Raw genomic sequence first — 25,643 nt, forward strand, 5'->3', positions numbered from 1 at the left:
TGTCAGTCCGTTCCGGCCGCGGTGGCCGCGTCGAAGGTGGCGCGCAGTTCGGTCGCGTACGGTTCGACCGCGCCGCCCGCCGCGATGTGCGCGTGCGCGGCGTCCAGGGCGCCGCGGACGGTCCGCGCCATGACGGGGACGTCGAAGGCGCGGAACTGCCCCTGCTCCTGCCCTTCGCGGAGGAGCCGCTCGAGGTCCTCGAGTTCGCGGGCGTGCCGCTCGTGCCGGGCGCGTTCCACGCCGGGGACGGCGCCGAAGACCGCCGCGAGCGCGGCCATGTGCTTCGGGTGGGCGGCGTACAGCTCGACGCTGCCGCCGATGAACCGCGCCAGCGCGTCCCGCGGCGAGGCGGCCTCGCGCATCCTGGGGAGCAGGAACTCGGCGCCGAGGTCGTAGACCCGGGCGACGACCTGCTCGATGAGTTCGTCGCGGTCCCGGAAGTGGTAGGTGAGCACGCCCCGGCTCACGCCGGCCCGCTGCGCGATGCGCACGGTGGAGGCCTGGGCGAGCCCGGTCTCGGCGATCAGCTCGATCGCGCACTCCACGAGCTGGCTCCGGCGGGCCTGCTGGATGAACGAGACCGGTCCTGGACCGTCCTGCGAAGTATCTGTCATGGCAGTATGAAATTTAGCAGGCCTGTTCAATGCTGTCGCGCGAACCCCCGACCCGGGCCGCGGCGGCGGTGTCAGGGGCGGGCGGCGGCCCGGTCGAAGCCGGTGGCGGCGTTGACGATGAGGATCGCCCAGGCGCAGGCCGCGGGCGCGAAGAGCCCCAGGTTGGCGCCGACGACGGGCAGCTGCGCGGCGCCGTAGGCCAGGGCGGCGACCGCGAGCCACGCGGCCGGGGCCTGCGGGCGGCGGACGGCCGCGCGCAGGCCCGCGGTGAGCACCGCGAGGGCGGGCCCGGCGGCGCCCGCGAGCGCCGCGGCGCTCGCGGCGATGAGGGCCGCGGGGACGAGCGCCGACACCGCCGCGACGGCGGCGAAGGCCGCGTCGCCGCCGCCGTAGAGGACCGCGTTGTACGCCAGCAGGAGTCCGATCGCGGCGGCCCCGGTCCACAGGCGCCACAGGCGCTTCCAGCCCTCGGCCCACGCTCCCCAGAAGCGCCGCAGCGGCCTGCCGGGGTAGCCGGGCTCGGTGAGGCCGAGGCGCATGCACGCCAGGGCCGCGTACCCGCCGGGGCCGATCGGGAGCGCCGCGAGGGCGCCGAGCCAGATCGCGGCGTGCGAGAGCCGCCCGCCGGAGGCGTGGTCGGCGGCGGCGAACGGCAGCGCCGTCGCCAGGAACTGGACCGAGACGATGAACCACCAGAAGGCGGACAGGAGCGCCCGCGAGAGGGGGCCGTCGTAGGCGAGCCACGCCCGCGCCGCCGCGGTCATCCCTTCACCGCCCCGATCGACATGCCCTTGATGAAGTAGCGCTGGAACGCCGCGAACAGGACCACCGAGGGGATGATCGCGAGGATCGCCCCGGCGTAGATGAGCTCCCACTGGGAGGTCATCAGCCCCACCATGCGCTGGAGGGCGACGTTGATCGTCCCGGCCGAGGAGGAGTCGAGGAACACCAGCGGGATGAAGAAGTCGTTCCACAGGCTCAGCGCCTGGATGATCACGAACGCGGAGGTGACCGGCAGGAGCATCGGGAAGACGATGGACCAGAAGGTGCGCAGCCGCCCGGCGCCGTCCACCTCGGCCGCCTCCTCGACCTCGCGGGGCACGCCCTTGATGAAGGAGCAGTACAGGAGCACGCCGAAGGAGGCCGCGCCGCCGAGGTGGACGAGGATGACGCCGGTGAGGGTCGAGTAGAGCCCGACCTGGTTCATGGAGGACACGAGCGGGATCATGCGGACCTGGAAGGGGATCATGAGCCCGGCGATGAAGAGCAGGTAGATCCAGCGCGAGGAGCGTCCGCCGAGGCGTTCGATCCCGTAGGCGGCCATGGGCACCAGGGCCAGCAGGAGGACGAGGGTGCCGCCGGTGACGACCACCGTGTTGAGCAGCGCCTCGCCGTACTCGGTGGTCTGGAACAGCCGCGCGTAGTTGTCGAGGCTCAGGCCCGTGGGCAGGCCCATCGGGTCCCGGGTGATCTCGGCGTAGCCGCGGAAGGAGTTCAGCAGCGCGTACAGCACCGGGAACGACACGGCGGCCACGAGGACGAGGAGCACCGCCATGACGACGGCCTCGCCGGCGGTGAACCGGCGCCGCTCCCTGCGGCGCCTGGTCTGGACGCTCATCCCTGGACCTCCCTGCTGCGCATGTACCGGTTGGCGAGCACCGTGGTCGCCATGACGACGACGAAGAGGACGATGGCCGCGGCGGAGCCGTAGCCGGCGCGGTACTCGCCGAAGCCGACCTTGTAGATGAAGAACGCCATGGTCTCCGAGATGAAGCCCGGTCCTCCGGCGGTGAGCACCATGACCTGGTCGAAGATCGTCCATCCGGCGATCATCGCGAGGGTCATGTTGACGGTGACGGCCCCGGCGAGCATGGGCCAGGTGACGTAGCGGAACACCTGGCGGCCCGAGGCGCCGTCGATCTTCGCGGCCTCCACCAGCTCCTGGGGCACCGACTGGAGGTTGGCGAGGTAGATGAGGGTGGTGTTGCCGCCGAGGGTGAAGCAGATGATGAACAGCAGGACCCCGACGACGATGTCGTTGTCCCCCAGCCAGTCCATGGCCGCGCCCTCGAAGCCGAGGTCGCGCAGGACCGTGTTGGCGGCGCCGAAGTTGAAGTTGAGCATGTACTTCCAGATGGTCGCGGCGATGAAGCCCGAGACCAGGGCCGGGAGGTACACGATGGTGCGGAAGAAGCCCTGGGCGCGGTGCAGCCGGTCGAGCATGAGCGCGACGGCGAGGGCGATGACGTTCACGATCACCGCCGAGCCGAGCCCGAGGACGAGGGTGTTCCGGGTGGCGTTCCAGAAGCGGTCGCTGGTGAGGATGTCCTGGTAGTTGCGCAGGCCCACGTAGTCGTAGGCGGGGTTGACGCCGTCCCAGTCGGTGAGGCTCAGCTGGACCGACTGGAGCGAGGGCGCGATGACCATGACGACGTACACCGCGAGTGCGGGCGCGATGAACAGGAGCATCACGGTGCGCTGGCGCTTCGCGCGCGCCCGGCCGCGGGGTGCGGCCGGGCGCATGAGCGCCTCGGGCGCCGGGGTCTCGGCGGTCGCCGCGCTCACCCTTCGGCCGCCAGGTTCTCGAACTCCTCCTGGGTCTTGGCGATGCACTCGTCGAGGGTGGTCTGGCCGTCCTGCATCTCGATGCGGGCCTGACGGAAGAAGGTGTTGAAGGTGCTGAAGGCCGGCATGGCGGAGTCGTTCTGGAACCAGGTGAGGTCCGGGTTCTCCAGCAGCGCGAAGTAGTCGGCCGCGCCGGGGATCGAGTCGTTGCGCCGGATCTGGTCGGCGGCCTCGATGTTGGGCGCGATCATGCCCTGCTCCTCCATGAGGTCGCAGGTGCCGACGGCGAAGTAGAACTTCAGGAACTCGACGGCGGCGTCGTACTGCCGCCCGTCCTCCCGCGCCTGGGCGCTGATCGCGAAGCCGGAGGCGGTGTCGCCGTTGACGGAGTTCTTGAGGACGTGGAGCGCGCCGTCATCGGCGGGGACGGCGAAGATCCCGGCGTTGAAGCCGGGGTCGACCTTGGCGATGTCGTTGAGGCGGCCGATGCCCGCGGAGGAGGTGGCCATGACGGCCTGGCCGTTGACGAGCAGCGTGGAGGTCTGGGCGTCCTGGGTGGACTGCCAGCCCTCGATCACGTACTCGTCGGTGATGGTCTTGAGGCGCTCGAGGGGTTCGCGGAGGTCCTCGATGGAGGCCTCGCCGGCGGCGACGGCGTTCCAGAACCCGCCCGCCTCGTCGTAGCGGGCGAACCAGGGGGCGGCCAGGGGCTTCCAGAGCTGGTCGGAGGGCCAGACCTCGCCTGCGGCGGTGGCGAGCGCGCCGTCGCCGTTGGATCTGACCGCGTCCAGCAGGGCGATGAACTCGGCGTAGGTGGCGGGGACGGCGAGGCCGTGCTCGACGAAGTAGTCCTTGTCGTAGACGATGTTGAAGCCCAGTTCGCCGTTGAGGGCGGTGGTGGGGACGATGTAGACCTCGCCGTCCTCGGAGGGGGCGTAGACCTCCTCGTTGAGCAGGTCGGTGACCTCGGCGGGGATCGGGGCGAGCTTCCCGGCCTCCAGATAGGTCGCGGTGTCGCGCATGTCGACGAGCGCGGGCCAGTTCCCGGTGGCGTCCATGGTCTTCATGGCGGTGGCGTAGTCGCTGCCCGCGGGGAGCGGGTCGAGTTCGACGACCGCGGTGGCACTCTGGGCGTTGAAGGCGTCGGCGACGGCCTTGGCGACGGTGTTCCAGGTCTCGTCGCCGGTGGCGTAGAGGAAGCGGATCGGGGTCTTCCCGCCGGTGGTGCCGCCCCCGGTGCCGCAGGCGGCGAGGGGCAGGACGGCGGCGAGCGAGAGGCCGCCGCCGGCCTGCACGAGCGAACGGCGCGAGAGCCCTCGCGGCAGAGCGGCACCGGCGGACGAACGCGCCCTGGCGTTTCGCATGTCATCTCCTTGAGCAGTGAGAGGTTCACGGACATCTATAGATACCGTTATCTGCGATACTAGGCGCGACGGGCCGCCGACACAAGCCGACGTTGCCGAATCGTTACCGGTGATGATCATTTTCATTGCGGCGCAGGATGTTTTCGCAGTTGAGGACGGGTACGGCCTTTGCGCTGCGGGATCGGCGACCGGAGTTCAACGAAGCAGTGTGGGGCCTCTATGGTAGAAACCGATAACTGCCCTCACGATCCGCCGGCGGCCGGGCGCCCCGGCGGGGAAAGCAGGTGCCGCGTGCCGAGGAGACCGGAGCGGGGAAGGCGGCCGACGCTCGCCGACGTGGCCGAGCGCGCGGGCGTCTCCGCCATGACCGTCTCGCGGGTCCTCGCCGGGAACTACCCGGTCGCGCCCCCGACCCGCGCGAAGGTGCTGCGCGCCATGCGCGAACTCGACTACGTGGTCAACGCGCACGCCCGCTCGCTGGCGGCCACGACCACCAGGACCGTCGCGTTCGTCGTCGACGACGTGACCGGACCGTTCTTCGCGCTCATCGCGCGCGGCGTGGAGCACCAGGCGTCCTCGGAGGGGCGGCTGTGCCTGCTGTGCACCACCCACGGCGACCCCGAGCGGGAGCTGGCGGTCGTGGAGCTCATGCGCGAGCAGCGCGCCGAGGCCGTGATCCTCGTCGGCGGCGCCCGGGACACGGCGACCTACGCCGAGCGCACGGCCTACTTCGCACGGGCCCTGGAGAAGTCGGGGTCGCGCCTGGTGCTGTGCGGGCGGCCCGCGCCGGAGGAGGGCGTCCCGGCCAGCACGGTCCAGTACGACAACGAGGGCGCGGCCTACGCCGCGACCGCGTACCTGATCGCCAACGGGCACCGCCGGATCGCCTACGCGGGCAGGGCGGTCGGCCTGTCGACCACGGACGAGCGGGTGGCGGGCTACCGCCGGGCGCACGCCGACCACGGGGTCGCCTTCGACGAGTCGCTGGTGCGGGCCGGGGAGTTCTCGCGCGAGAGCGGGAGCGCGCTCGCCGACGCCCTGGTGTCGGAGCGCCCCGACGTGACGGCGGTCTTCGCGGCCACCGACATGGTGGCCGCCGGGGTCCTCGCGGCGCTGCGGCGGCGGGGCGTCCGCGTCCCCGAGGACATGTCGGTGGTCGGCTTCGACGACATCCCGCTGGCCTCGGACCTGACCCCGGCGCTGACGACGGTGCACGTGCCGCACGAGCAGCTGGGGCGCGAGGCGGTCCGGCTGGCGCTCCACCGGGGCCGCGGCGCGGAGGACCGGGTCATGCTGGGCACCCACATCGTCGTCCGCGACTCGGTGGCCCCGCGCCGCCCGTGACCTTCCGCCCGCGGCGCGCGCGCCCGCGCCGGGTTCACCGCCGCGGCGGCCCCGCCGTCGCTCAGGTCTGCGGCAGGTCGGACATGTCCAGCACGAAGCGGTGGCGGACCTCGCCTCGGGACAGGCGGTCGAGGGCCTCGTTCACCTGCCCCGAGGGCACCAGCTCGATGTCGGCGGCGACGTCGTGCGCGGCGCAGAACTCCAGCATGGCCGCGGTCGCGGCCAGGCCGCCGCTGCCGGCCGAGCTGAGGCTCTTGCGCCCTATGAGCAGGTCGAGGGTGTGCACGGTGACCGGGCCGAGGTGCCCGAGATGGCTGAGCGTCCCGTCCACGGCGACGAGTCCCAGGTAGGGGGCGACGTCGTGCGGGACGGCGACGGTGTCGATGACGACGTCGAACCGGTCCCGGGCGGCGGCCATGTGCCGCTCGTCGCCCGACACGACCAGGTCGGCGGCGCCGAGGCGGCGCGCGTCGCCCGCCTTGTCCGCCGAGCGGCTGACGACGGTGGTCTCGGCGCCGAGCGCGACGGCGAGCTTGACCGCGAGGTGCCCGAGGCCGCCGAGCCCGACCACCGCGACGCGGCTGCCGGGCCCGGCCCCGAGCGCTCGCAGCGGCTCCCACACGGTGACGCCGGCGCACATCAGCGGGGCCGCGGCCGCGGGGTCGAGGCCCGCCGGCAGCCGGTGGGCGAACCGGTCGCGGACGACGTACTCGCGGGCGAATCCGCCCAGTGTGGTGGATCCGTCCCGGCGGTCGGTGCCGCCGTAGGTCAGCGTCGGAGACTCGCGGCAGAAGTTCTCCTGGCCCCGCCGGCACATGGCGCACTCGCCGCAGGAGTCGACGATGTTGCCGACCGCGACCGGGTCCCCGACGGCGAACCGGGTGACGTCGCCTCCGGTCTCGGTCACGATGCCGGTGAACTCGTGGCCCGGCACCAGCGGTCCGCCCGGCCCGCCGGGGGCTCGGACCGCGTGCAGGTCGGTGTGGCAGACGCCGCAGTAGTCGATCCGGACCGCGATGTCGTCGGCGCGCAGGTCGCGGCGCTCGAACGTCGCGCGGCGCAGCGCGGTCGCGCCGCGGTCCCGGACCCATCCCGTCGTGGTTCTCATGCGTCTCCTCAAATAAACAGACTGTTCTGTCTATTCGAGGCTAGCCGGATTCCGACGGGATAACAAACAGACCGGTCGGTTGCTATCGTGGGCGCCATGCCCGACAAGCCCTTGACGCCGCGCGGCGCCGCCACCAGGCGGCGCCTGCTGGAGGCGGCGACCGAGGAGTTCGCCCGACACGGCATCGCCGGGGCGCGCATCGACCGGATCGTGGCCGACGCGCGCAGCAACAAGGCGCAGCTCTACGGCTACTTCGGCGACAAGGAAGGGCTGTTCGACGCCGTCTTCCTCGAGTCGCTGGAACGCATCGTGAACGTCGTGCCGATCGACGCGACCGACCTGGCCGACTGGGCGGTGCGGCTCTACGACGAGTACCTCCGCCGGCCCGACCTCATCCGGCTCGCCACCTGGACGCGCCTGGAGCGGCGCCCGACCGGCCACCTCGTCGACGACGCCGACCGCCTCGACGACCCCAAGCTGCGCGCCATCGCCGAGGCCCAGGACCGGGGCCTCGTACGGGAGGGGGACCCGTTCGACCTGATGGCCATGGTCATCGCCATGTCCATGGCGTGGTCCCCGGTCAGCAACGTCTACGCCGCCTCCGACCGGGAACCGCCCGAAGCCCACCGGCGGCGCCGGGCCCTGCTCCGCGACAGCGTCCGGTCCGTCGTCGCGCCCGCGGCCCCCTCATGAGCGGCCGGGCGCTCCCCGATCCGGCCGGGCCCGCTCGCGCAGGCGCTCGGCGAGGAACGCGGTGATGCGGGTGCGGGCCTCCTTCGCCTGGCGGACCAGGCCCGACATGTTGAGGAACGCGTGGCCCGCGCCGGGGTGCTCGCTGAGGCGCACGGCGGTCCCGGCCTCGCGGAGGCGTTCGGCGTAGGCCCGCCCGTGGTCGGCGAGGGGATCGAGGACCGGGACCACGACCAGCGCGGGGGCCAGGCCGCCGAGGTCGCCCGCGTGCAGCGGCGAGACCGCGCGGGCGTCGGCGCCCTCGGGCACGGCGAAGCGGCGCAGCAGCTCCAGGCGCGGCATGTTGAGGGTCGGGCTGTCGCCGTGCTCGGCCATCGACCCGTAGTCGAAGGCGGTCGCGGTCAGGTCGGTGCAGGGGTTGACGAGGACCTGGGCGCGCAGCGGCAGTCGGGCGTCCCTGGCGCGGATCGCGGCCATGGCCGCGATGAGGCCGCCCGCGCTCTCGCCGAAGACGGCGACCCGCTCGGGGTCGACGCCCCACTCGGCGGCGTGCCGGACGAGGTGCCGCAGCGCGTCCCAGCCGTCGTCGACGGCCGCGGCCATCGGCAGGTCGGGGGTGAGGAGGCGGTGGTCGACCGAGACGACCACGGCGGGCAGCTTCGCGGCGACGCGGCTGCTGACCCAGTCGCACTGCGCGGCGGTGCCGAGGTAGCCGCCGCCGTGGACGTGGAGGACGAGCGGCAGGCGGCCCTGCGGGGCGGCGCGCGGCCGGTAGACCCTGACGGGGAGGTCGCGTCCGGGCAGCGCCAGGCGGTCTCCGGCGATGTCGGCGCCGCGGTCGGGGAAGCCGGTGACGGCCCGCAGCCTCCCGGCCGCGGCGGCGCGGTTCTGCGCGTCGCGGAGGGCGTACAGCTCCGGGAGGGGCAGCGACTCCCAGTCGGGCTCCTTCCGCAGGCCGAAGACGAGCCGGATGCCGAGGGGCGGCCGGGTGCGGGTGGTGGCCATGGGTCCTCCTGGATCGCAATTTCGCTACTTGAGGTATCGATACTGAAGGTAGCACAATTGGATATGCTGGCGCCATGGCCCGAACCAGCACCGCCTCCGGCTCGCCCGGCCGGCCCCGCTCCAGCGTCGACGCCGCGGTCTTCGCCGCGACGCGCGCCACGATGGACGAACTCGGCTACGCCCGCGCCACGGTCGACCGCATCGCCGCCGCCGCGGGGATCGCCAAGACCACGATCTACCGGCGCTGGCCCACCAAGGGCGCGTTGATCACCGCGTTCCTGATCGACGCGTTCGACGCGCCGCCGATGGAGGACTTCGAAGGGCGGGAGGCCCTGCCCGCGCTGATCCGCTGGGTCGCGGCGAAGATCGCCGAACCGGGGGTCGGCGCCGCGTTCGCGGGCGTGTTCACCGACGCGGTCAACGACCCCGGGCTGCGCGAGCTTTTGTCGACGCGGTTGCAGGAGCCCCACCTCCTCACGCTCCAGGAGCTCCTGGGCCGGCCGCGGCGGCGGGTGCTGTTCGTCGTGGACGTCGTGGTCGGCACCCTGCTCCACCGCATGGGCATGACCGGCGAGCCGATGGCCGAGGAGGACGTGGACGACCTGGTGGCGATGGTGCGGCGGGTGCTGGACTGACCGGTTCCCGCGCCTCGGTGCCCACCGCTCCGCCCGGGCGGTCCTACTCCTTGCAGGGCAAGGCGAAAGGGCTCCCGGCGCGGTGTCCGCGCGGGGAGCCCTGACGGTGCCGCCTCAGCAGCGGCGCTTCAGCGGGGCCGGGTCACCAGGAGTAGGCCTCGGGCGCCGCGCCGCCGGGGCCGGGGAACAGCTCGTCCAGGGTCTTCAGGTCGGTCTCGTCGAGCTCGACGTCCAGCGCGGCCACGGCGTCCTCGAGCTGGGACATGGTGCGCGGGCCGATGATGGGGCCCGTGACGCCGGGCTGGTGCAGGACCCAGGCCAGGCCCAGGATCGCCGGGGAGACGTCCTTCTCGGCGGCGAGGGCCTCGTACCGCTCCAGCTGCGCCCGGTGCTTCTCGACGCCCTCGGCGAAGTGCTCGCCCGAGCGGCGGCCGGTGGCGGGCCGCTCGCCGAGGACGCCGCCGAGGAGCCCGCCCGCCAGCGGCGACCACGGGATGACGCCGAGGCCGTACTGCTGCGCGGCCGGGATCACCTCGAGCTCGATGTTCCGGTTGATCAGGCTGTAGATCGACTGCTCCGACACCAGGCCGAGGCTCCCGCGCTTCGCGGCGCGCTCGTTGGCCTGCGCGATGCCCCAGCCGGGGAAGTTCGAGGAGCCGGAGTAGACGACCTTGCCCTGGGCGACCATGACGTCGACCGCCTGCCAGATCTCCTCCCACGGGACCGTCCGGTCGATGTGGTGGAACTGGTAGAGGTCGATCCGGTCGGTCTGGAGGCGCCGCAGCGACGCCTCGATCTGGGACCTGAGGTGGTAGGCGGACAGGCCGCGGTCGTTGGGCCCCTCCCCCACGTTGCCGTACGCCTTGGTGGCGAGGACGACCCGGTCGCGGGCCTCGGGCCGGGAGGCGAGCCAGCGGCCGATGATCTCCTCGGTCCAGCCCTTGCGGGTGCGGCCGTAGACGTTCGCGGTGTCGAAGAAGTTGACCCCGAGCTCGAGGGCGCGGTCCATGATGCGGTGCGCGTCGTCCTCGTCGGTCTCAGGACCGAAGTTCATGGTGCCGAGGACGATTCGCGAGACCTTGACGCCGGCGCGGCCCAGCTGGGTGTACTCCATGAGTCCTCCTGTTGACGGGAGCCTTCATCCTAGCGCCGTCCTGAAAACCCTTGCCGGAACGCGGGGCCGCGCCCGCAACGCTCAACGGAAGTAGTGGCCCCGCCCGAGGCCCTCGAGCAGGCCCGGGCGCTTCGGCTCCCAGCCGAGGAGCTCGCGGGTCAGGGCGCTGGAGGCGGCCCGGTCGAAGGCGGCGAAGCCGGCGAGCCAGCCGAAGTGCGCCTGCGCCTCCTCTGACGCGATCGAGACGGTCGGGACGCCGAGGCCGCGGCCGACGGCGGCGGCGATGTCGCGGAACGGGACGCCCTCGTCGGCGACGGCGTGGAGGGTCGAGCCGGCCGGGGCCTTGTCGATCGCGAGGCGGACCAGGGTCGCGACGTCGCCGCGGTGGGCCGCGCTCCAGCGGGTGGCGCCGTCGCCCACATAGGCGGAGACGCCGCGCTCGCGGGCGATCTGGACGAAGGTGGCGAGGAAGCCGGGGTCGCCCTCGCCGTGCACGATCGGGAGCCGCAGCACCTGCGAGCGGACGCCGCGCGCGGCGAGGCCGAGCACGTGCTCGGCGATGAGCGCGCGGCCGTGCGGGCCCGAGGCCGCCGGGTCGACGTCGTGGCCGTCCAGTTCGGTCGGCAGACCGCCGTTCGCGGCGGGCGTGCCGGCGGCGACGGCGAAGAAGCGGTCGGTGCCGGCCAGCGCCTCGCCCATGGCTTCGACGGCGCGGCGGTCGGCCGCGACGGCCTCGTCGAACCCGCCCGCGAAGGCGATGTCGTGCTTGAAGGCGAGGTGGACCACGGCGTCCGCGGCGGCGGCCTCGCCCTGCAGGACGTCGAGGTCGTCGACGGTGCCGCGGCGGGCCTCGGCCCCGGCGGCGGCGAGGGCGGCGGCGGACGCGTCGGAGCGGGCGAGCCCGACGACGCGGTGTCCGGCGGCGAGGAGTTCGGGCACGACGGCGGAGCCGATCCAGCCGGACGCGCCGGTGACGAAGATGCGCATGAGAGACCTCCCAGTGGGCCACCCGGCCCGCAGGGGCGGGACGGGCAAATTGATGTCAGCTTCTGACATCAACCGTAGCACGTGACGTCAGGGACTGTCATCGGTAGGATCGGGGGCATGAGCCGATGGGAGCCGAACGCGCGCGGACGCCTGGAGGCGGCCGCGATGGAGCTGTTCGCCGAGCGCGGCTTCGAGCAGACCACCGTGGCCGAGATCGCCGGGCGCGCCGGCCTCACCGAGCGGACGTTCTACCGGCACTTCGCCGACAAGCGCGAAGTGCTGTTCCCTGACGCGAACCCGTTGGGCGCCTTCTTCGCCGAGGCCATCGCGGACGCCCCGGACGCGGCCGTGCCGCTGGACGTGGTCGCCGCCGTCCTCGACGCCGCGGCGGACTACTTCGCGGACCGCCGCGACTTCTCGCGCCGGCGCCAGGCCGTGGTCGCCGCCAACGCCGAGCTCCAGGAGCGCGAGCTCGTCAAGCTCGCCACGCTCACCGCGGTGCTCGCCGAGGGGCTGCGCGGGCGCGGGATCGGCGAGCCGGCCGCGAGCCTCGCCGCCGAGGCGGGGACCGCGGTCTTCAAGGTCGCCCTGGTCCGGTGGGCGGCCGAGGCGGAGGAGCGGCACCTGCGCGAGGTCATGCGCGAGGCGCTCGAGGCGTTCAGGGCCGTGGCCGCCCGCGAGTGAGGGTCGGCGCCGACGCACCGCACCGAGCCGCGTTCCCGCGAGTGGTCAGGCGGAACCGTCCAACGCGAGGCGCACGCGGCGCGGCAGCGAGTCGCGTACGATGCCGTGGGCATCGCGCACCAGGTCGGCGACCAGCTCCCGGGTGATCCCCTCGCCCGCGGCGACCGAGATCCAGAGGCGCTTGTTCACGTGGTACCCGGGGGTGATCGCCGCGTACTGCTCGCGCAGGGCGATCGCCTCGGTCGGGTCGGCCTTCATCGTGGCCGCGGGGACGCCCTTGACCTCGCCCAGGAACATGAAGATCTTGCCGCCCACGCGGTAGACGTCGGTGTCGGGGCCGAAGGGGTGGTCGAGCTCCGCCCCGGCAGCTCCTCGGCGGCCTCGGCCGCCACCGCCAGCAATGCCACGCCGTCCATGCGCGCTCCCTCCGGTCGCCGCCCACGCTACCGGGAGGCACCGACATGGGGCGTTCGTCGCCGGTGCCCGGGTCCCCGGCGCCGGGACCTGCGGCGGGTTTGGCCCGTGCGGTTCGGGGCACTCGGTGCGCCCACAAAACGACCTCGACCCGAGGACCGGCGGCCCCAGGCGCCCGGTTCACCGTGGATGGGAGCGACATCATGAGCGGAGAAGCCTTCAGGTGCCTCAACGGGGGCATCGAGTACGAACTGCGGTGCGACGGCTGCGGCGGCGCCTTCCACTGCCACGACGACTCCTTCTACAGCTGGGACCTGCTGTGCGCGGCCGCCGAGGCCGAGGGGTGGCGGGTCGAGCCCGACTTCGAGGGCGAGCACGAGTGCGGCGCCTGCATGGCCAGGGCGACGTTCAAGCACCACCGCCACCGCTTCGCCGCCTCGCGCGCGGCCTGAAGCGCGCCCGGTGTCGTACGCCGGGCCTAGGCTCTGCACGGGCGCCGGTGCTCCACCGGCGCCCGTGGCTTCGAGAGGGGACGGCGACATGACGGCGACCAGGGCGCAGCTGCTGCGAGCGGTGATCGAGAGCCGCCGGGGCGGGGCCGGACTGCCCGCGATCGGCAGGCCCGCGACGCAGGCGCTGCGACAGGAGGGCGTGACCACGCTCGACCAGGTCGCGGCGTGGTCGGAGCAGGAACTGCTCGCGCTGCACGGGGTCGGCCCGAAGGCCGTCCGCATCCTCACCGAGGCGCTGGAGCGGCGGGGCGGGGCGCTCCGGAGCTAGAGTCCCGTCTTCCCTTCGGGGCCCGGGCCCGAGAGGGGGCCCGCGGCCGCCGCGCGTTCGGCGTCGGTGCCGCGCATCTGGCGGATCCGGCGCAGCGTCCATCCGATGTGCTTCTCGATCGCCGCGGCCGCCGCGGCCGGGTCGCCCTGCGCCAGCACGTCGCGCAGCTCGGCGTGCTCGCTCCAGGCCGAGGACCGGAAGTCCTCGCGGTCGGTGCGGGCGTTGAGGAACATCGAGACCTGGCTGCGCAGCAGCGCCCAGGTCCGCCGCAGCCGCGCGTGGTCGGCGGCCTCGTAGACGAGGTCGTGGAACTCCAGGTCCAGGGCGACGTGGTCGGGGGCGGCGCGGTCGCCGCCCCCGTCCGGGCCGGTCAGCGCCTTCATGCGCGCGATGACGTCGTCCATGGCCTCCAGGACCGCTCCGGTGACGCGCGCGGCGCACCGCTCCATGGCCAGGCGCTCGATGGCGAGGCGCAGCGAGTAGACCTCTTCGATGTCGTCGTAGGTCAGGGTGATGACGCGCGCGCCGCGGTGGCGCTGGAGTTCGATGAGCCCGTCGCGCTCGAGGATCGAGATGGCCTCGCGCACCGGGCCCCGGCTCACCGCCATCGACTCGGCCAGCTCGGTCTCCTTGAGCCGCTCCCCCGGGGCGAGGACGCCGCGCGTGATCATCTCGCGGAGCCGGTCGGCGACGAGCGTGGACATGGCCGGCGGCATCGCCGGGCCGCTCAGGAAGTCTGACGTCGCCACGCTCGCCCTCTTTCGACTCGTCCTGGATCTGACGGGGTCTCAGTGTATGCCGCTGCGGCGGTGGCGCCTCAGGCCCCGAGGACGCGGTCGAGGAAGGCGTTGCGGAACTTGCCGCCGGGGTCGGCGTACTCGGCCAGCTCGCGGAACGCGCGCCCGCGCGGGAAGCGGGGCAGCCGGTCGGTGAAGGCGGGTCCGACGAGCTTGCCCCAGTGGGGCCTGGCGTCCGCGTCGGCGAGGACCCGCTCGACGGCGGCCAGGGCGGGCGCGACCGCGGCCGGGTCGGGCTTCCACGTGAAGTGGACGCCGACCGTGTCGCGGCGGTAGGCGCCGCTGAGCCACAGGTCGTCCGCGGCCATGGTCCTGATCTCGGAGACGAGCAGGGCCGGGTTGACCGCCGCGGCCTCGCGGCGCAGGGACTCCAGGACGCGGGGCGCGAGCGCGCGGTCGATGAAGTACTCGCTCTGGAGCTCGTCGCCGGCGTTGCTCGGCTCGGCGTCGTGGCGGAAGTGGGGCAGGCGCTCGAGCCACGGGCCGATGCTGCCGCCCTGGGTGGTCACGGTGTCGTCGGAGGCGCCCGCGACGGGCGAGACGGCGCGGGCGAGGGACCGCCCGGCGTCCACGCCGGGGGGCAGGGCCGGCACCGCGTCCGGGTCCTCCACGACGGACTTCCACAGGATCTGGTCGATCGCGGACGAGGCCCAGTCCTGGATGAACAGGCTGGCGCTGTAGGCGCCGGAGGTGACGGCGTCGAACGCGTCGAGGACGGGGTCCCAGGCGGCGTCGAGGAAGAGGTCCTGGCGCATGTCGAAGGCGTCGCGGACGTCGAGTTCGAGGCGGGTCGCGACGCCGAGGGCGCCCAGGGCCACGACCGAGCCGCCGAAGGCGTCGTCGCCGCGGCCGACGGTGGCGAGCGCGCCGTCGGCGCGGACGTACTCGATCGCCGAGACCTGGGCCGACAGGACCCGGTTGCGGTCGCCCGATCCGTGGGTCCCGGTCGCCACGGCGCCGGCGACCGAGATGTGCGGCAGCGAGCCGAGGTTGGACAGCGCGAGGCCCTCGGCGTGGAGGGCCCGGGCGACGCGGGCGAAGGGGACGCCCGCCGGGACGGAGGCGGTGCGGCGGTCGGGGGCGACGCGCACGTCGCCCGGCAGGCCCGCGACGCTGACCATGGTGCCGGTGGTGTCGGCGATGTCGTTGAAGGAGTGGCCGGTGCCGAAGGCGCGGACGCGGTCGGCGGCGGCCACGGTCTCCTGAAGCTCGGCGACGGTGGCGGGGCGGGCGATGCGGTCGGCGGCGAACACGACGTTCCCCGCCCAGTTGGTCGGCATGGGGTCAGCTCATCCTCTCGGGGGCCGCGGGCGCGGCGTCGGTCTCGTTGACGTGGGAGGGGGCGAGGCGGTGCAGCGCCCACCCGATGTGCCGCTCGACGGCCTCGGCGGCCGCGGCGGGGCCGCCCTCGACGAGGACGTCGCGCAGCGCGCGGTGCTTCTCCCAGCTGGTGCGCCGGAAGTAGTCCTTGTCGGTGCGGGCGTTGAGGAAGACCGAGACCTGGCTGCGGATGGGGGCCCAGGTGCGGTCGAGGCGCCGGTGGTCGGCGGCCTCGTAGACGAGGTCGTGGAACTCCAGGTCGAGGGCGACCACGTCGGCGACGGCGGCCTCGGGCGGGAGGTCGCGCATGCGCGCGAGGACGTCGTCCATGGCGCCCTGGATCTCCGCGGTCATGCGCTCGGCGGCGCGGGCCATGGCGAGGCGCTCGACGGCGAGGCGCAGCGAGTAGACCTCGTCGATGTCGCGGGCGGACATCTCGATGACCCGGGCGCCGCGGTAGCGCTGCGTCTCGATGAGGCCCTCGGCGCTCAGGAGCGCGATGGCCTCGCGGACGGGGCCGCGGCTGACCTGCATGGCCGCGGCGAGCTCGGCCTCCTTGACGCGCTCGCCGGGGGCGAGGTCGCCGTGCACGATCATGTCCCGCACCCGGTCGGCGACGAGCGCGGCCAGGGCGGGGAGGTTCGCGGCGACGGCGAACGGTGTGGTGTCCACGTGTCCTCCCGGGAGTGGTGGTGGCCCCGAGCCTAGCAGATTATTGCAGATTATTAATTGTTGACAATCTGCAATCACTGGGATAGCGTCGGCGGCGTCGGCACGAAGGTGCCGTCCCGAACCCCCGATGACCACCGCCCGGCGCTCGCGCCGGGTCGCGCAAGGAGGCGCGCCGAATGGTCCAGATCACACGAAGACGACTCCTCGGAGCGGGCACCGCGGCCACCGCGGGCGCGCTCCTCACCGCGTGCAGCTCCCCCTTCGACGACACCACCGCGGGCGGCGGCAACGTCCTCGAGTTCGTCACCTTCTACACGGGCCCCGACGGCGTCGTGATGCAGGGGATCGTCGACCGCTACAACGAGCAGGCGACGGGCGCGCAGATCCGCATGTCGGCCCCCGCCTACGGCGGCGACTACCTCACCAAGCTCGTCACCTCCACCATCGCCGGGAACCCCCCGGCGATCATGGCCCTGCACAACAACGAGGTCCCGCCGCTGCGCCGGTTCCTCCACGAGATCGACCTCGCCGACATGGGCTTCACCGAGGACGACTTCGTCGCCGGCACCCAGGACCTCGGCGTCGTCGACGGCCGGCGCCTCGGCGTCACCATGAGCACCGGGCCGCAGGCCATGGTCTACAACCGGCGGCTCTTCGAGGCCGCCGGGCTCGACCCCGACGCGCCGCCGCAGGACGCGGCGGCCTTCGTCGAAGCGGGCAGGGCGCTGCGGGAGATCGACGTGTGGGGGTTCATCCGCGAACCCGCCGCGTGGATGCCCTGGCTGACCATGCACTGGCAGAACGGCGGCGAGCTCCTCGACGGCGACCGCGCCCTGTTCGGCACCGACGCCGCCGTCGAGGCGATCGAGATGGAGCGGCGCTGGGTCCACGAGGACGGCATCGCCCCCAGCCAGCTGCTCGACGGCGTCCAGATGGGGCAGCAGTTCGAGGACGAGCAGGTCGGCATGATCTTCATCGGCCCGTGGGGGCTCGCGGGCCACATCCGGTCCAACGAGGAGCGCGGCATGGACTTCGGAGTGGCGCCGGTGCCGGCGTTCTTCGACGCCGCCCCGGCCGTCGCCGCCTCCTCCCACGTCTACTGCATCCCCAAGCAGCGCAGCAACGACGACTGGGTCCGCGCCGAGGCCGCCAAGTTCATCGAATGGGTCGTGCGCGAGGGCAGCCTGACCTGGGCCGGCTCGCAGGCGCCCTCCTTCAAGGGCGTCGGCGACGCGGTCGCGGCCAGCGACGACCCCGTGGTCACGGCGATGGACACGTTCATCGACGAGCAGCCCCGCGCGCGCTACATCCCGTACGCCCCGCGCTGGAACCAGGCCTACACCTACCTCACGAACGCGACCCAGTCGATCGTGTACCGCAACGAGGACGCGAAGACCCTCATGACCGACGCCGCCGAGCAGGCCACCGCCGCGATCCGGGGGGCGGGCCGATGAGCACTGCCACCGCCACCGGGCCGACCCGCGCCGCGAAGCCCCGCCGCAAAAGGCTCACCCGCGTCGGCATGCTGTTCGCCGCCCCGTTCCTGGCGCTCATGGTGTTCCTGTGGGGCGTCCCGGTCGTCTCCGGGTTCTGGACCAGCCTCACCGACACCAACATCGCCGAAGGCACCGGCGGGTTCGTCGGCGCCGACAACTACGCCCACCTCCTGACCGACCCCGACTTCCGCGCGGCGCTGGGGAACACGGCCCTGTTCACGGTCCTCAACGTGCCGATCCTCGTCGCCGTCGGCCTGCTCCTGGCGATGCTGCTCAACCAGCCGCTGGGCGGGCGCGGCGCCATCCGCGCCGCGTTCATCTCGCCGTACCTGCTGACCGGCGCGGCGGTGGCCATCATCTGGCAGACCGCGCTCAACCCGCTGGGCGGCAACCTGAACCAGGTCCTGTCCGCGGTCGGACTGCCGGAGCAGGCGTGGCTGTCCACGCCCGGCGAGGCCATGGGCGGGGTCGTCCTCATCACCCTGTGGTGGCGCGTCGGCTTCCCGCTCCTGGTGCTGCTCGCCGCGCTCCAGGACATCCCCGCGCAGCTCTACGAGGCGGCGAGGATCGACGGCGCGAACGTCTGGCAGCGCTTCCGGTACGTCACGCTCCCGGCGATCGCCCCGGTCCTCATGCTGGTGGTGCTCCTGCGGCTCATCGACTCGTTCAAGGTCTTCGAGCAGGTGTACCTGGTGACCCAGGGCGGGCCCGCGGGCTCGACGCGCGTGGTCCTCCAGATGCTCTACGAGACCGGCTTCCGCGACTTCCAGACCGGCTACGCCTCCGCGATCGGGTGGACGCTGGCCTTCATCATCCTCGTCGTCACCGTCGTCCAGCTCGCCCTCACCCGAAGGAGGGAGTCGCGATGAGCACCGAAACGCTCGCAGCGCCCCAGGCCGGCGCCGCCGCCCGAGGCCGCCGTTCGCGCATGACCGCCTCCCGGCGCGCCAAGTACCTCGCCACCGCGATCGCGGCCGTCGTCGCGGTCGGGTGGAGCCTCCCGCTGGTGTGGACGCTCATCGGCTCGTTCAACGCCGAGCGCCTGACCTCGGGGGCCGGGTTCGTCCCGTCGCAGCTCACCGCCGAGAACTGGACCAAGCTCGTCCAGCCCGACGGGCGGGCCGTGAACGTCTTCGTGGCGTTCTTCAACAGCACCGTCGTGGCCGTGTGCGCCACCGTGCTCGCGCTCGTCGTGTGCTCGATGATGGCGTACGCCCTGGCGCGGCTCCCGTTCCGCGGCAGCGCGCTCGTCCTGAGCGTCATCGTCCTGGCGATGCTCATCCCCACCGAGGTGATCCTGGTGCCGCTGTTCCAGCAGTTCGCGGCGCTCGGCCTGCTGAACACCTACGGGGCCCTGATCATCCCGCACGTGGTGTCGCTGTTCGGGGTGGTGCTGCTGCGGCAGTTCATCGCGAACCTGCCCGTCGAGCTGACCGAGGCCGCGAGGATCGACGGCGCGAACGCCTGGCAGAACTACCGGTACATCGTGCTGCCGCTCATCCGGCCCGGGCTCGCGACCCTCGGCATCCTGGTGTTCCTCGCGGCGTGGAACGACTTCCTGTGGCCGCTCATCGCCACCAGCACGCCGTCGATGCAGACCCTGCCGCTGGCGCTGATCACCTTCCGGTCGGCGTACGGCGACAACGAGTACGGCGTGGTGATGGCCTCGACCATCCTCGCCATCGCTCCCCCGCTCCTCGTTTTCCTGTTCGCCCAGCGATTCATCGTCGCCGGGATCAGCAACACCGGCCTGAAAGGTTGACCATGACCAGCAGCAAGCGATCCACCGAGCACGCGGGGCACAACGACGCGCACCCGAGGGCGGCCCTGTCCGACCCGGGCGCCCCGCACGTGGGCGCCGCCGAGGTGCGCATCGACGCGGCGAACGCGCTCGGGGACCTGGCGCCGATCTGGGCCAGCGTGGGCTACGACGAGTTCAACTACACGTACCGCCCGGACGGCAGGCGGCTCCTGAAGGAGATCGGCGACTTCTCTCCCGGGTCGTTCCACGTGCGGCCCCACTACATGTTCTGCTCCGGCAGCGGCTGGGGGCAGCCGCACTGGGGCAACGGGAACGTCTACCACGAGGACGCCGACGGCAACCCGTTCTACGACTTCACGCTCCTGGACCAGGCCTACGACGCGATCGTGGGCGGCGGCCACCACGTGCTCGTCGAGCTCGGGTTCACGCCGAAGGACCTCGTGCCGGAGACGGCCTACGACGTGTTCACCACCATCCCGAGCCCCACCGTCTACAGCGCCTACGAGAACGGCCTGTGGTCGTTCCCGCCGAAGGACTACGGCAAGTGGGCGGGGCTGTGCGCCGCGACGGCGGCCCACGTGCTCGAACGGTACGGCGCCGAGGAGGTGTCGACGTGGGTGTGGGAGCTGTGGAACGAGCCCGACATCTTCTACTGGCGCGGGACCCCGCAGCAGTACTACGACCTGTACACCGTGACCGCCGAGGCGATCCGGGGCGTGCTGCCGGACGCGAGGATCGGCGGCCCGTCCGTCACCGGCGGCGACCGGGGCGTCGAGTTCCTGCGCGGGTTCCTCAAGCACTGCAAGGAGACCGAGACGCCGCTGGACTACGTCTCGTTCCACACCAAGGGTTCGGCGTTCACGCCGTGGCGCACCTACGGGCCGATGGGCGCGCCCGCGCCCGTGCGGGAGTCGCCCTCGGCGGTGAAGATGCTGTTCGAGGTGGACCGGCTGCTCGCCGTGATGGGCGAGTTCCCCGAGTACGCGGGGCTCCCGGCGATCGTGGACGAGTGCGACGCGGGCGTCCCGGCCCACCACAGCGCCTACGACAACCCGAACTTCGCGTTCCAGAACAACGAGTACTACCCGGTGTTCCAGGCCAAGCTCATGAAGAAGCTCCTCGACCTCAGCGCGAGCCACCGGGGGAACATCGAGCAGGCGACGACCTGGTCGTTCTACTTCGAGGGCGAGCGCTACTTCGAGGGCACGCGCTCGTGGATCACCCAGGGCGGCATCGAGAAGCCGTTCATGAACGCCTACCGGCTCTTCGCGAGGCTCGGCGAGCGGCGCCTCGCCGCCGAGTCCGACGCGGCCTGGCCGATCGACGACCTGTCCGGGCGCGAGCACGGGATGCCCGAGGAGGTCGACGCGCTCGCCTCGATCGCCGCGGACGGGACCGTGGCGGCCCTGGTCTGGCGGCACACCGACGACCAGTACGCCGAGGACGCGGAGGCGACCGGGACGGCGCTCGACTTCACCGGCCTCGCGGCGTCCTCCTACGCCGTGACCGAGTACCGGATCGACGCCGAGCACTCCAACTCGCACACGGTGTGGCGGGAGCTGGGGTCCCCGCAGGACCCCGACGCGGACACGCTCGCGAAGATCCACGCCCGGCAGGGCCTGGAGACCGTCGGCGAGCAGCGGGTCCTCGACGCCGCCGGCGGGAGGCTGCGGTACGAGACGCGGCTGCCGCTGCCGTCGGTGTCGCTCGTGGTCCTGGAGCCCCGATGAGCGCGGGCACCGGAGCGTCGCTGCTCTTCATCGACGGCCGCTGGCGGCCGGCGGCGGACGGCGCGGCCGACGAGCTGCGCGACCCCGCCACCGGCGAGGCGATCGGCACGGTGGCGCGGGCGGGCGAGCATGACGTGGACGAGGCGCTCGCCGCCGTCGACCGGGGCTTCGCGGCGTGGCGCCGGTCCTCCCGGGAGGAGCGCGCCCGCGTGCTCGCCGCCGCGGCCGCGAACCTGCGGTCGCGCGCCGAGGCGATCGCGCGGACGATCACGGCCGAGCAGGGCAAGCCCCTCGGCGAGGCCAGGTCCGAAGTGGAGCAGTCCGCGGGCTACTTCGACTGGTACGCCGAGGAGGCCGTGCGGGAGCTCGGCCGGACCTGGACCGAGGGCGGCAGGGAGTTCACCGTCGAGCGCCGCCCGGTCGGGCCCGTGGCCGCGTTCTCGGCGTGGAACTTCCCCGCCTCGCTGCCGGCCCGGAAGATCGCCCCGGCGATCGCCGCCGGGTGCGCCGTCCTGGTCAAGCCCGCCGAGGAGGCGCCCGGCGCCGCGGCCGCGATCGTCGACGCGCTCGTGGACGCGGGGCTGCCGGGGTCCGCGATCGCCCTCGTCACCGGCGACGCGCCCGCGATCGCCCGGCAGGTCATCGGGTCGCCCGTGATCCGCAAGATCACGCTGACCGGGTCGATCCCGGTCGGCCGGGAACTGGTGCGGCTGTCCGCCGAGCACCTCCAGCCGCTGAGCCTGGAGCTCGGCGGGCACGCGCCCGTGATCGTGCTGCCCGGCGCCGACGTCGAGGCCGCCGCGGAGGCGCTGGCCGGCGCGAAGTTCCGCAACGCCGGGCAGGTGTGCATCTCCCCCACCCGGTTCTTCGTCCCCGAGGCGTCGGCGGCGGCGTTCGCCGAGCGGTTCGCGGCGGCGGCCGCGGCGCTCCGCGTGGGCCCGGGCGACCGCGACGGCGTGGACGTCGGGCCGCTGGCGAACGAGCGGCGGCTCGAGGCCGTCGAGTCCCTCATGGACGACCTGCGGCGGGGCGGCGCGCGGGTGCTCACCGGCGGGCGCCGCGTCGAGGGCCTGCCGGGCTGGTTCTACGAGCCCACGGTGGTCGTGGACGTCCACGAGGACGCGCGCATCCTCACCGAGGAGCCCTTCGGTCCGATCGCGCCGGTCCTGCCGTACCGGTCCGTGGACGAGGCCGTGGACCGGGCGAACGCCGTGGAGCAGGGGCTCGCGGCCTACGTCTTCGGGCCCGAGGACGCGGCCCGGGAGGCGGCCGCGCGCCTGGACGTGGGCATGATCGGCGTCAACGGCACCGCGCTCGCGGTGGCCGAGGCGCCGTTCGGCGGCGTCAAGGCCTCCGGGTACGGCCGCGAGGGCGGCACCGAGGGCATCGGCGAGTACACCGTCGCGGTCTACACGCAGGCGGCCGCGCCGTCCGAAGGGGAGGAACGATGAGGGTGCTCGTCACCACCGCCTACCTCGAGCCGGGCGGCGAGGTCGACCGGCTGCTCCGCGGGGCCGGGCACGAGACGGTGTTCCGGCGCGCCGCCGACCGGCGCGCGAGCGGCGAGCGGCTGGCCGACGTCGTCGGCGACGTGGACGCGATCGTCGCGGGCACCGACCGGTTCGACGCCGAGGTGATCGCGGCCGCGCCGCGCCTGAAGGTGTTCGGGCGCTGCGGGGTCGGCTACGACAACATCGACGTCGCGGCCGCGACGCGCCGCGGGGTCGCGGTGACGTTCACGCCGGGCGTGAACCGGAACTCGGTGGCGGAGCTGGTGATCGGCCAGCTCGTCAACGGCGCCCGGCGGCTGCCGCAGAACATCGCGGGGGTCCGGGACGGGCGGTGGGACCAGCCGAGCGGCACCGAGCTCGGCGGATCGGTGCTCGGCATCGTGGGCCTCGGGTCGATCGGCAAGGCCGTCGCGGTGGTCGCCCGGGCGATGGGCATGGCCGTGAAGGCGTACGACCCGTACTTCGACCGGGACTTCGCGGCCGCGCACGGCGTCGAGGAGGCCCCGCTCGACGCGGTGCTCGCCTCGGCGGACTTCCTGACGCTGCACCTGTTCCTGGACGAGACCACGCGCGGCCTCGTCGATGCGGAGCGGATCGCCGCGATGAAGCCCGGGGCGTTCCTCGTCAACACCGCCCGGGGCGGCATCGTGGACGAGGCGGCGCTGGCCGCCGCGATCCGCGACGGGCGCCTCTCCGGCGCGGCCCTCGACGTGCTGGAGGCGGAGCCGCTGCCCGCCGACAGTCCCTTGCGGGGGCTCGACGGGGTGTACGTGACGGCGCACATCGGCGCCGCCACGCACCAGGCCCGGGCGCGCTCGAGCCTGGCGGCGGCGCGGCAGGTGGTCGACCTGCTCGGGGGGAACCCCGAGCCGGACAACCTGGTGAACCCGGAGTACCGGTCGGAGGCGGGGTCATGAGCGGTCTGCGGTTCGACGCCAACCTGAAGTGGCTGTTCACCGAGCACGACTTCCTCGACCGGTTCGCGGCCGCCGCCGAGGCGGGGTTCGCGGCCGTGGAGTACCCGGCCCCGTACGCGTACCCGGTGTCGGAGCTTCGCGCGCGCCTCGACGACAACGGGCTCCACCAGGTGCTCGTCAACACGCCGATGGGCGAGCGGGGCACGCCGGAGCAGCAGGGCGTCACCTGCTTCCCCGACCTCGTGCCGCGGTTCAGGAGCGAGTTCCTCACGGCGCTGGAGTACGCGGTCGGCCTCGGCGCCGACTTCGTGCACCTCGTGGGCGGCATGGTCCCGCCGGGGGTGAGCCGCGACCGGGCGTTCGCGCGGTACGTCGCCAACGTCGCGTGGGCGTCCGAGCAGGCGGCCTCCACGGGGGTCCGGCTGCTGCTGGAGGCGCAGAACAAGCGGGACGCGCCGGGGTTCGTCCTCGAGACGCAGGCGCAGGCGCGCGCCGTGGCCGAGGCCTGCGACGCGGGCAACGTCGGGGTCCTGCTCGACGTCTACCACGCCCAGATCGACGAAGGGGACCTGCTGCGGCGCATCGAGGAGGGGCTCCCCGAGGCGTTCCACGTGCAGATCGCCGACCCGCCGTCGCGGCACGAGCCGGGCACCGGGGAGCTGAACTTCCGGGCGGTCTTCGCCGCGATCGCGGCGAGCGGCTACGAGGGCTGGATCGGCTGCGAGTACGAGCCGCTGGCGGGCACCCGCGAGGGGCTCGCCTGGCGAGAGGAGCTGACCGCATGAGCGGTGAGCGACCGCGCATCGCGCTGGTCCACGGGACGGACGCGGCCGTCGCCCCCGCGGTGGAGGGCCTGGCGGCCGCGTTCCCCGAGGCCGAGCCGTGGAACCTGCTCGACGACCGGCTCCTGCCGGACGCCGATGCGGCCGGGGGACTCACCCCCGAACTGGCCGAGCGCATGTCGCGGCTCATCGGCTTCGCCCGTGCGGGCGGCGCCTCGGGGGTGCTGCTCACGTGTTCGATGTACGGGAGCGTGGCGGCCGCGGCCCGGCTCGACATCCCGGTGCTGGCGCCGGACGAGGCCGCGTTCGCGCGGGTCGCCGGCGCCGGCTGGGGCGGCGTGCTCGTGGTCGGGTCCTTCGCGACGGCCGCGCAGGACGCCGGGGAGCGGCTGCGGTCGGCCCTCGCGGCGGCCGGGGCGTCGACGCGCGTCGACGCCGTCACCGCGGGCGCCGCGCTGGGGCCGAGCCGCGAGGGCGACACGGCGGCGCTCACGCGGGCCCTGCTCGACGCCGTGTCCGGCAGGGCGGCCGACGCGGTCGTCCTCGCCCAGTACTCGCTCGCGCCCGCCGCCGGGGAACTGGAGCGGCGGCTCGGACTGCCGGTCGTCGCCGGCCCGCAGGCCGCGGCGGCCATGCTCAAAGAGAGGCTCAACGCATGACGATTCGGCTCTTCAGCACGCTCGCGGTCCGGCTCGCGCTGGACGAGGGCGTGGTCGACGGCTTCACCCGGGCGACCGGGCACGCGGTCGAGACGGTCTACGACCCCACCAACGTGCTGCTGGAACGCATCGCGGGAGGCGACCTCCCGGACGTGATGATCGGCGTGCGGTCGCAGTTGGACGGACTGGCGGGCGACGGTGTGCTGGCAGGCCCGTCGCTCACCGACATCGCCCGCGTGGGCGTGGGGATCGCGGCGGCGCCCGGGGCGGGCCCGCTCCCCGACCTCTCCACGGTGGATTCGCTGAAGGCGGCGCTGCTCGGGGCGCGCTCGGTCGCGTACTCGCGGACGGGGGCGAGCGGCGTGTACTTCGCTTCGCTGCTCGGGCAGCTCGGCATCGCGGCGGCGGTGAACGCGCGCGCGACGGTGGTCGAGAAGGGGTTCACCGCGCAGGCGCTGCTCGACGGGCGGGCGGACCTGGCCGTCCAGCAGCTGAGCGAGCTGCGGTTCGTGCCCGAGGCGCGGCTCGCCGGGCTGCTCCCGGACGCGGTGCAGCACTACACGGTGTTCGCCGCAGGCGTGGGCGCTCGGGCGCGGGAACGCGAGGCGGCGCAAGGGCTCGTGGAGCACCTGGCCGCCCCGGACGCCGTGGGTCGGTACCTCGCGGCGGGCCTCGAAGCGGTCTGAACGACCG

The 25,643-nt window shown here is 73.4% G+C and carries 28 protein-coding genes; 15 read left to right on the top strand and 13 right to left on the bottom strand.

Annotation, left to right across the window (positions count from 1 at the left end; translation table 11 throughout):
* Positions 1-2 precede the first annotated feature (2 nt).
* From LO763_RS17440 to LO763_RS17460, 5 genes are all read right to left on the bottom strand, one after another.
* Entirely contained in the window at positions 3-614 is a 612-nt protein-coding gene (locus LO763_RS17440) for a TetR/AcrR family transcriptional regulator (protein ID WP_230786636.1), read from the bottom strand.
* 71 nt (positions 615-685) lie between these two features.
* The gene (locus tag LO763_RS17445) at positions 686-1,378 is read right to left on the bottom strand and encodes a hypothetical protein (RefSeq protein WP_230786651.1); all 693 of its coding nucleotides are present in this window, start codon (positions 1,376-1,378) and stop codon (positions 686-688) included.
* On the bottom strand, positions 1,375-2,232 hold the full coding sequence (locus tag LO763_RS17450; protein ID WP_230786653.1) for a carbohydrate ABC transporter permease: 858 nt from the start codon (positions 2,230-2,232) through the stop codon (positions 1,375-1,377). Before LO763_RS17450 ends, LO763_RS17445 begins: the two co-directional genes overlap by 4 nt.
* The gene (locus LO763_RS29960) at positions 2,229-3,179 is read right to left on the bottom strand and encodes a carbohydrate ABC transporter permease (RefSeq protein ID WP_230786654.1); all 951 of its coding nucleotides are present in this window, start codon (positions 3,177-3,179) and stop codon (positions 2,229-2,231) included. The genes LO763_RS17450 and LO763_RS29960 overlap by 4 nt, the downstream gene beginning before the upstream one ends.
* On the bottom strand, positions 3,176-4,543 hold the full coding sequence (locus LO763_RS17460; RefSeq protein ID WP_230786656.1) for an ABC transporter substrate-binding protein: 1,368 nt from the start codon (positions 4,541-4,543) through the stop codon (positions 3,176-3,178). The genes LO763_RS29960 and LO763_RS17460 overlap by 4 nt, the downstream gene beginning before the upstream one ends.
* A 336-nt stretch (positions 4,544-4,879) precedes the next feature.
* Between LO763_RS17460 and LO763_RS17465 the strand changes: the two genes are divergently transcribed.
* Positions 4,880-5,887 (top strand): LacI family DNA-binding transcriptional regulator, encoded by a 1,008-nt coding sequence (locus LO763_RS17465; RefSeq protein ID WP_230786658.1) that lies wholly within the window; start codon positions 4,880-4,882, stop codon positions 5,885-5,887.
* Positions 5,888-5,948: 61 nt separating this feature from the next.
* Here the strand turns inward: LO763_RS17465 and LO763_RS17470 are convergent, their stop codons facing one another.
* Positions 5,949-6,995, bottom strand: coding sequence for an NAD(P)-dependent alcohol dehydrogenase (locus LO763_RS17470; protein ID WP_230786660.1), 1,047 nt, complete (start codon positions 6,993-6,995; stop codon positions 5,949-5,951).
* A 96-nt stretch (positions 6,996-7,091) separates the two neighbouring features.
* Between LO763_RS17470 and LO763_RS17475 the strand changes: the two genes are divergently transcribed.
* Positions 7,092-7,688 carry a TetR/AcrR family transcriptional regulator gene (locus LO763_RS17475; RefSeq protein ID WP_230786661.1) on the top strand — a complete coding sequence of 199 codons (597 nt, stop codon included), beginning with the start codon at positions 7,092-7,094 and terminating at the stop codon, positions 7,686-7,688.
* Here LO763_RS17475 and LO763_RS17480 read toward each other — a convergent pair.
* A complete protein-coding gene (locus tag LO763_RS17480) occupies positions 7,683-8,690 on the bottom strand; it encodes an alpha/beta hydrolase (RefSeq protein ID WP_230786663.1) in 1,008 nt (335 codons plus the stop codon). The two genes, LO763_RS17475 and LO763_RS17480, sit on opposite strands and share 6 nt — an antisense overlap.
* A gap of 74 nt (positions 8,691-8,764) precedes the next feature.
* Between LO763_RS17480 and LO763_RS17485 the strand changes: the two genes are divergently transcribed.
* The gene (locus LO763_RS17485; RefSeq protein ID WP_230786665.1) at positions 8,765-9,325 is read left to right on the top strand and encodes a TetR/AcrR family transcriptional regulator; all 561 of its coding nucleotides are present in this window, start codon (positions 8,765-8,767) and stop codon (positions 9,323-9,325) included.
* 142 nt (positions 9,326-9,467) lie between these two features.
* Here LO763_RS17485 and LO763_RS17490 read toward each other — a convergent pair whose 3' ends face one another.
* Together LO763_RS17490 and LO763_RS17495 are read right to left on the bottom strand one after the other, a co-directional pair.
* On the bottom strand, positions 9,468-10,439 hold the full coding sequence (locus tag LO763_RS17490; RefSeq protein ID WP_230786666.1) for an aldo/keto reductase: 972 nt from the start codon (positions 10,437-10,439) through the stop codon (positions 9,468-9,470).
* Between the two features lie 81 nt (positions 10,440-10,520).
* Positions 10,521-11,426, bottom strand: coding sequence for an NAD-dependent epimerase/dehydratase family protein (locus tag LO763_RS17495; RefSeq protein ID WP_230786668.1), 906 nt, complete (start codon positions 11,424-11,426; stop codon positions 10,521-10,523).
* Positions 11,427-11,543: 117 nt separating this feature from the next.
* Here LO763_RS17495 and LO763_RS17500 point away from each other — a divergent pair, with 117 nt between their 5' ends.
* Positions 11,544-12,110 (top strand): TetR family transcriptional regulator, encoded by a 567-nt coding sequence (locus tag LO763_RS17500; protein ID WP_230786669.1) that lies wholly within the window; start codon positions 11,544-11,546, stop codon positions 12,108-12,110.
* Between the two features lie 45 nt (positions 12,111-12,155).
* Here LO763_RS17500 and LO763_RS29965 read toward each other — a convergent pair whose 3' ends face one another.
* A complete protein-coding gene (locus LO763_RS29965; protein ID WP_230786671.1) occupies positions 12,156-12,425 on the bottom strand; it encodes an MmcQ/YjbR family DNA-binding protein in 270 nt (89 codons plus the stop codon).
* 302 nt (positions 12,426-12,727) lie between these two features.
* Between LO763_RS29965 and LO763_RS17510 the strand changes: the two genes are divergently transcribed.
* Positions 12,728-12,976, top strand: coding sequence for a GMC family oxidoreductase N-terminal domain-containing protein (locus LO763_RS17510; RefSeq protein ID WP_230786673.1), 249 nt, complete (start codon positions 12,728-12,730; stop codon positions 12,974-12,976).
* Between the two features lie 88 nt (positions 12,977-13,064).
* Positions 13,065-13,304 carry a helix-hairpin-helix domain-containing protein gene (locus LO763_RS17515; RefSeq protein ID WP_230786676.1) on the top strand — a complete coding sequence of 80 codons (240 nt, stop codon included), beginning with the start codon at positions 13,065-13,067 and terminating at the stop codon, positions 13,302-13,304.
* Here the strand turns inward: LO763_RS17515 and LO763_RS17520 are convergent.
* The 3 genes from LO763_RS17520 to LO763_RS17530 form a co-directional block, all read right to left on the bottom strand.
* Positions 13,301-14,053 carry a GntR family transcriptional regulator gene (locus tag LO763_RS17520; RefSeq protein ID WP_230786678.1) on the bottom strand — a complete coding sequence of 251 codons (753 nt, stop codon included), beginning with the start codon at positions 14,051-14,053 and terminating at the stop codon, positions 13,301-13,303. The genes LO763_RS17515 and LO763_RS17520 overlap by 4 nt on opposite strands.
* Positions 14,054-14,121: 68 nt before the next feature.
* Complete coding sequence (locus tag LO763_RS17525) at positions 14,122-15,381, bottom strand: FAD-binding protein (RefSeq protein ID WP_230786681.1); 1,260 nt, start codon at positions 15,379-15,381, stop codon at positions 14,122-14,124.
* Positions 15,382-15,385: 4 nt separating this feature from the next.
* Positions 15,386-16,093 (bottom strand): GntR family transcriptional regulator, encoded by a 708-nt coding sequence (locus tag LO763_RS17530; protein WP_230786683.1) that lies wholly within the window; start codon positions 16,091-16,093, stop codon positions 15,386-15,388.
* 176 nt (positions 16,094-16,269) lie between these two features.
* Between LO763_RS17530 and LO763_RS17535 the strand changes: the two genes are divergently transcribed.
* From LO763_RS17535 to LO763_RS17575, 9 genes are read left to right on the top strand one after another with little or no spacing between them, the layout of a single operon-like run.
* A complete protein-coding gene (locus tag LO763_RS17535; protein ID WP_230786684.1) occupies positions 16,270-17,547 on the top strand; it encodes an extracellular solute-binding protein in 1,278 nt (425 codons plus the stop codon).
* Positions 17,544-18,458: a carbohydrate ABC transporter permease gene (locus LO763_RS17540; protein WP_230786686.1), complete on the top strand. Its 915-nt coding sequence runs from the start codon at positions 17,544-17,546 to the stop codon at positions 18,456-18,458. Before LO763_RS17535 ends, LO763_RS17540 begins: the two co-directional genes overlap by 4 nt.
* A complete protein-coding gene (locus tag LO763_RS17545; RefSeq protein WP_230786688.1) occupies positions 18,455-19,351 on the top strand; it encodes a carbohydrate ABC transporter permease in 897 nt (298 codons plus the stop codon). The genes LO763_RS17540 and LO763_RS17545 overlap by 4 nt, the downstream gene beginning before the upstream one ends.
* A 2-nt stretch (positions 19,352-19,353) precedes the next feature.
* Positions 19,354-21,081 carry a GH39 family glycosyl hydrolase gene (locus LO763_RS17550; RefSeq protein WP_230786690.1) on the top strand — a complete coding sequence of 576 codons (1,728 nt, stop codon included), beginning with the start codon at positions 19,354-19,356 and terminating at the stop codon, positions 21,079-21,081.
* Complete coding sequence (locus LO763_RS17555; RefSeq protein ID WP_230786691.1) at positions 21,078-22,532, top strand: aldehyde dehydrogenase family protein; 1,455 nt, start codon at positions 21,078-21,080, stop codon at positions 22,530-22,532. The genes LO763_RS17550 and LO763_RS17555 overlap by 4 nt, the downstream gene beginning before the upstream one ends.
* Positions 22,529-23,509 carry a phosphoglycerate dehydrogenase gene (locus tag LO763_RS17560; RefSeq protein ID WP_230786694.1) on the top strand — a complete coding sequence of 327 codons (981 nt, stop codon included), beginning with the start codon at positions 22,529-22,531 and terminating at the stop codon, positions 23,507-23,509. Before LO763_RS17555 ends, LO763_RS17560 begins: the two co-directional genes overlap by 4 nt.
* Positions 23,506-24,294, top strand: a complete 789-nt coding sequence (locus tag LO763_RS17565; protein WP_230786696.1) for a hydroxypyruvate isomerase family protein — start codon at positions 23,506-23,508, stop codon at positions 24,292-24,294. Before LO763_RS17560 ends, LO763_RS17565 begins: the two co-directional genes overlap by 4 nt.
* A complete protein-coding gene (locus LO763_RS17570; RefSeq protein ID WP_230786697.1) occupies positions 24,291-24,950 on the top strand; it encodes an aspartate/glutamate racemase family protein in 660 nt (219 codons plus the stop codon). Before LO763_RS17565 ends, LO763_RS17570 begins: the two co-directional genes overlap by 4 nt.
* Positions 24,947-25,636, top strand: coding sequence for a substrate-binding domain-containing protein (locus tag LO763_RS17575; protein ID WP_230786699.1), 690 nt, complete (start codon positions 24,947-24,949; stop codon positions 25,634-25,636). Before LO763_RS17570 ends, LO763_RS17575 begins: the two co-directional genes overlap by 4 nt.
* Positions 25,637-25,643 lie beyond the last annotated feature (7 nt).

It is taken from the genome of Glycomyces amatae, from assembly GCF_020991375.1.
GTDB classification, from domain to species: domain Bacteria; phylum Actinomycetota; class Actinomycetes; order Mycobacteriales; family Micromonosporaceae; genus Glycomyces; species Glycomyces amatae.

Coding starts and splice junctions, on each gene's coding strand:
- LO763_RS17570 (WP_230786697.1), top strand. CDS start 24,291: ATGAGCGGTGAGCGACCGCGCATCGCGCTGGTCCACGGGACGGACGCG.
- LO763_RS17575 (WP_230786699.1), top strand. CDS start 24,947: ATGACGATTCGGCTCTTCAGCACGCTCGCGGTCCGGCTCGCGCTGGAC.
- LO763_RS17450 (WP_230786653.1), bottom strand. CDS start 2,232: ATGAGCGTCCAGACCAGGCGCCGCAGGGAGCGGCGCCGGTTCACCGCC.
- LO763_RS17490 (WP_230786666.1), bottom strand. CDS start 10,439: ATGGAGTACACCCAGCTGGGCCGCGCCGGCGTCAAGGTCTCGCGAATC.
- LO763_RS17510 (WP_230786673.1), top strand. CDS start 12,728: ATGAGCGGAGAAGCCTTCAGGTGCCTCAACGGGGGCATCGAGTACGAA.
- LO763_RS17445 (WP_230786651.1), bottom strand. CDS start 1,378: ATGACCGCGGCGGCGCGGGCGTGGCTCGCCTACGACGGCCCCCTCTCG.
- LO763_RS17540 (WP_230786686.1), top strand. CDS start 17,544: ATGAGCACTGCCACCGCCACCGGGCCGACCCGCGCCGCGAAGCCCCGC.
- LO763_RS17480 (WP_230786663.1), bottom strand. CDS start 8,690: ATGGCCACCACCCGCACCCGGCCGCCCCTCGGCATCCGGCTCGTCTTC.
- LO763_RS17515 (WP_230786676.1), top strand. CDS start 13,065: ATGACGGCGACCAGGGCGCAGCTGCTGCGAGCGGTGATCGAGAGCCGC.
- LO763_RS17485 (WP_230786665.1), top strand. CDS start 8,765: ATGGCCCGAACCAGCACCGCCTCCGGCTCGCCCGGCCGGCCCCGCTCC.
- LO763_RS17545 (WP_230786688.1), top strand. CDS start 18,455: ATGAGCACCGAAACGCTCGCAGCGCCCCAGGCCGGCGCCGCCGCCCGA.
- LO763_RS17500 (WP_230786669.1), top strand. CDS start 11,544: ATGAGCCGATGGGAGCCGAACGCGCGCGGACGCCTGGAGGCGGCCGCG.
- LO763_RS17550 (WP_230786690.1), top strand. CDS start 19,354: ATGACCAGCAGCAAGCGATCCACCGAGCACGCGGGGCACAACGACGCG.
- LO763_RS17535 (WP_230786684.1), top strand. CDS start 16,270: ATGGTCCAGATCACACGAAGACGACTCCTCGGAGCGGGCACCGCGGCC.
- LO763_RS17560 (WP_230786694.1), top strand. CDS start 22,529: ATGAGGGTGCTCGTCACCACCGCCTACCTCGAGCCGGGCGGCGAGGTC.
- LO763_RS17470 (WP_230786660.1), bottom strand. CDS start 6,995: ATGAGAACCACGACGGGATGGGTCCGGGACCGCGGCGCGACCGCGCTG.
- LO763_RS17475 (WP_230786661.1), top strand. CDS start 7,092: ATGCCCGACAAGCCCTTGACGCCGCGCGGCGCCGCCACCAGGCGGCGC.
- LO763_RS17555 (WP_230786691.1), top strand. CDS start 21,078: ATGAGCGCGGGCACCGGAGCGTCGCTGCTCTTCATCGACGGCCGCTGG.
- LO763_RS17460 (WP_230786656.1), bottom strand. CDS start 4,543: ATGCGAAACGCCAGGGCGCGTTCGTCCGCCGGTGCCGCTCTGCCGCGA.
- LO763_RS17565 (WP_230786696.1), top strand. CDS start 23,506: ATGAGCGGTCTGCGGTTCGACGCCAACCTGAAGTGGCTGTTCACCGAG.
- LO763_RS17440 (WP_230786636.1), bottom strand. CDS start 614: ATGACAGATACTTCGCAGGACGGTCCAGGACCGGTCTCGTTCATCCAG.
- LO763_RS17495 (WP_230786668.1), bottom strand. CDS start 11,426: ATGCGCATCTTCGTCACCGGCGCGTCCGGCTGGATCGGCTCCGCCGTC.
- LO763_RS17525 (WP_230786681.1), bottom strand. CDS start 15,381: ATGCCGACCAACTGGGCGGGGAACGTCGTGTTCGCCGCCGACCGCATC.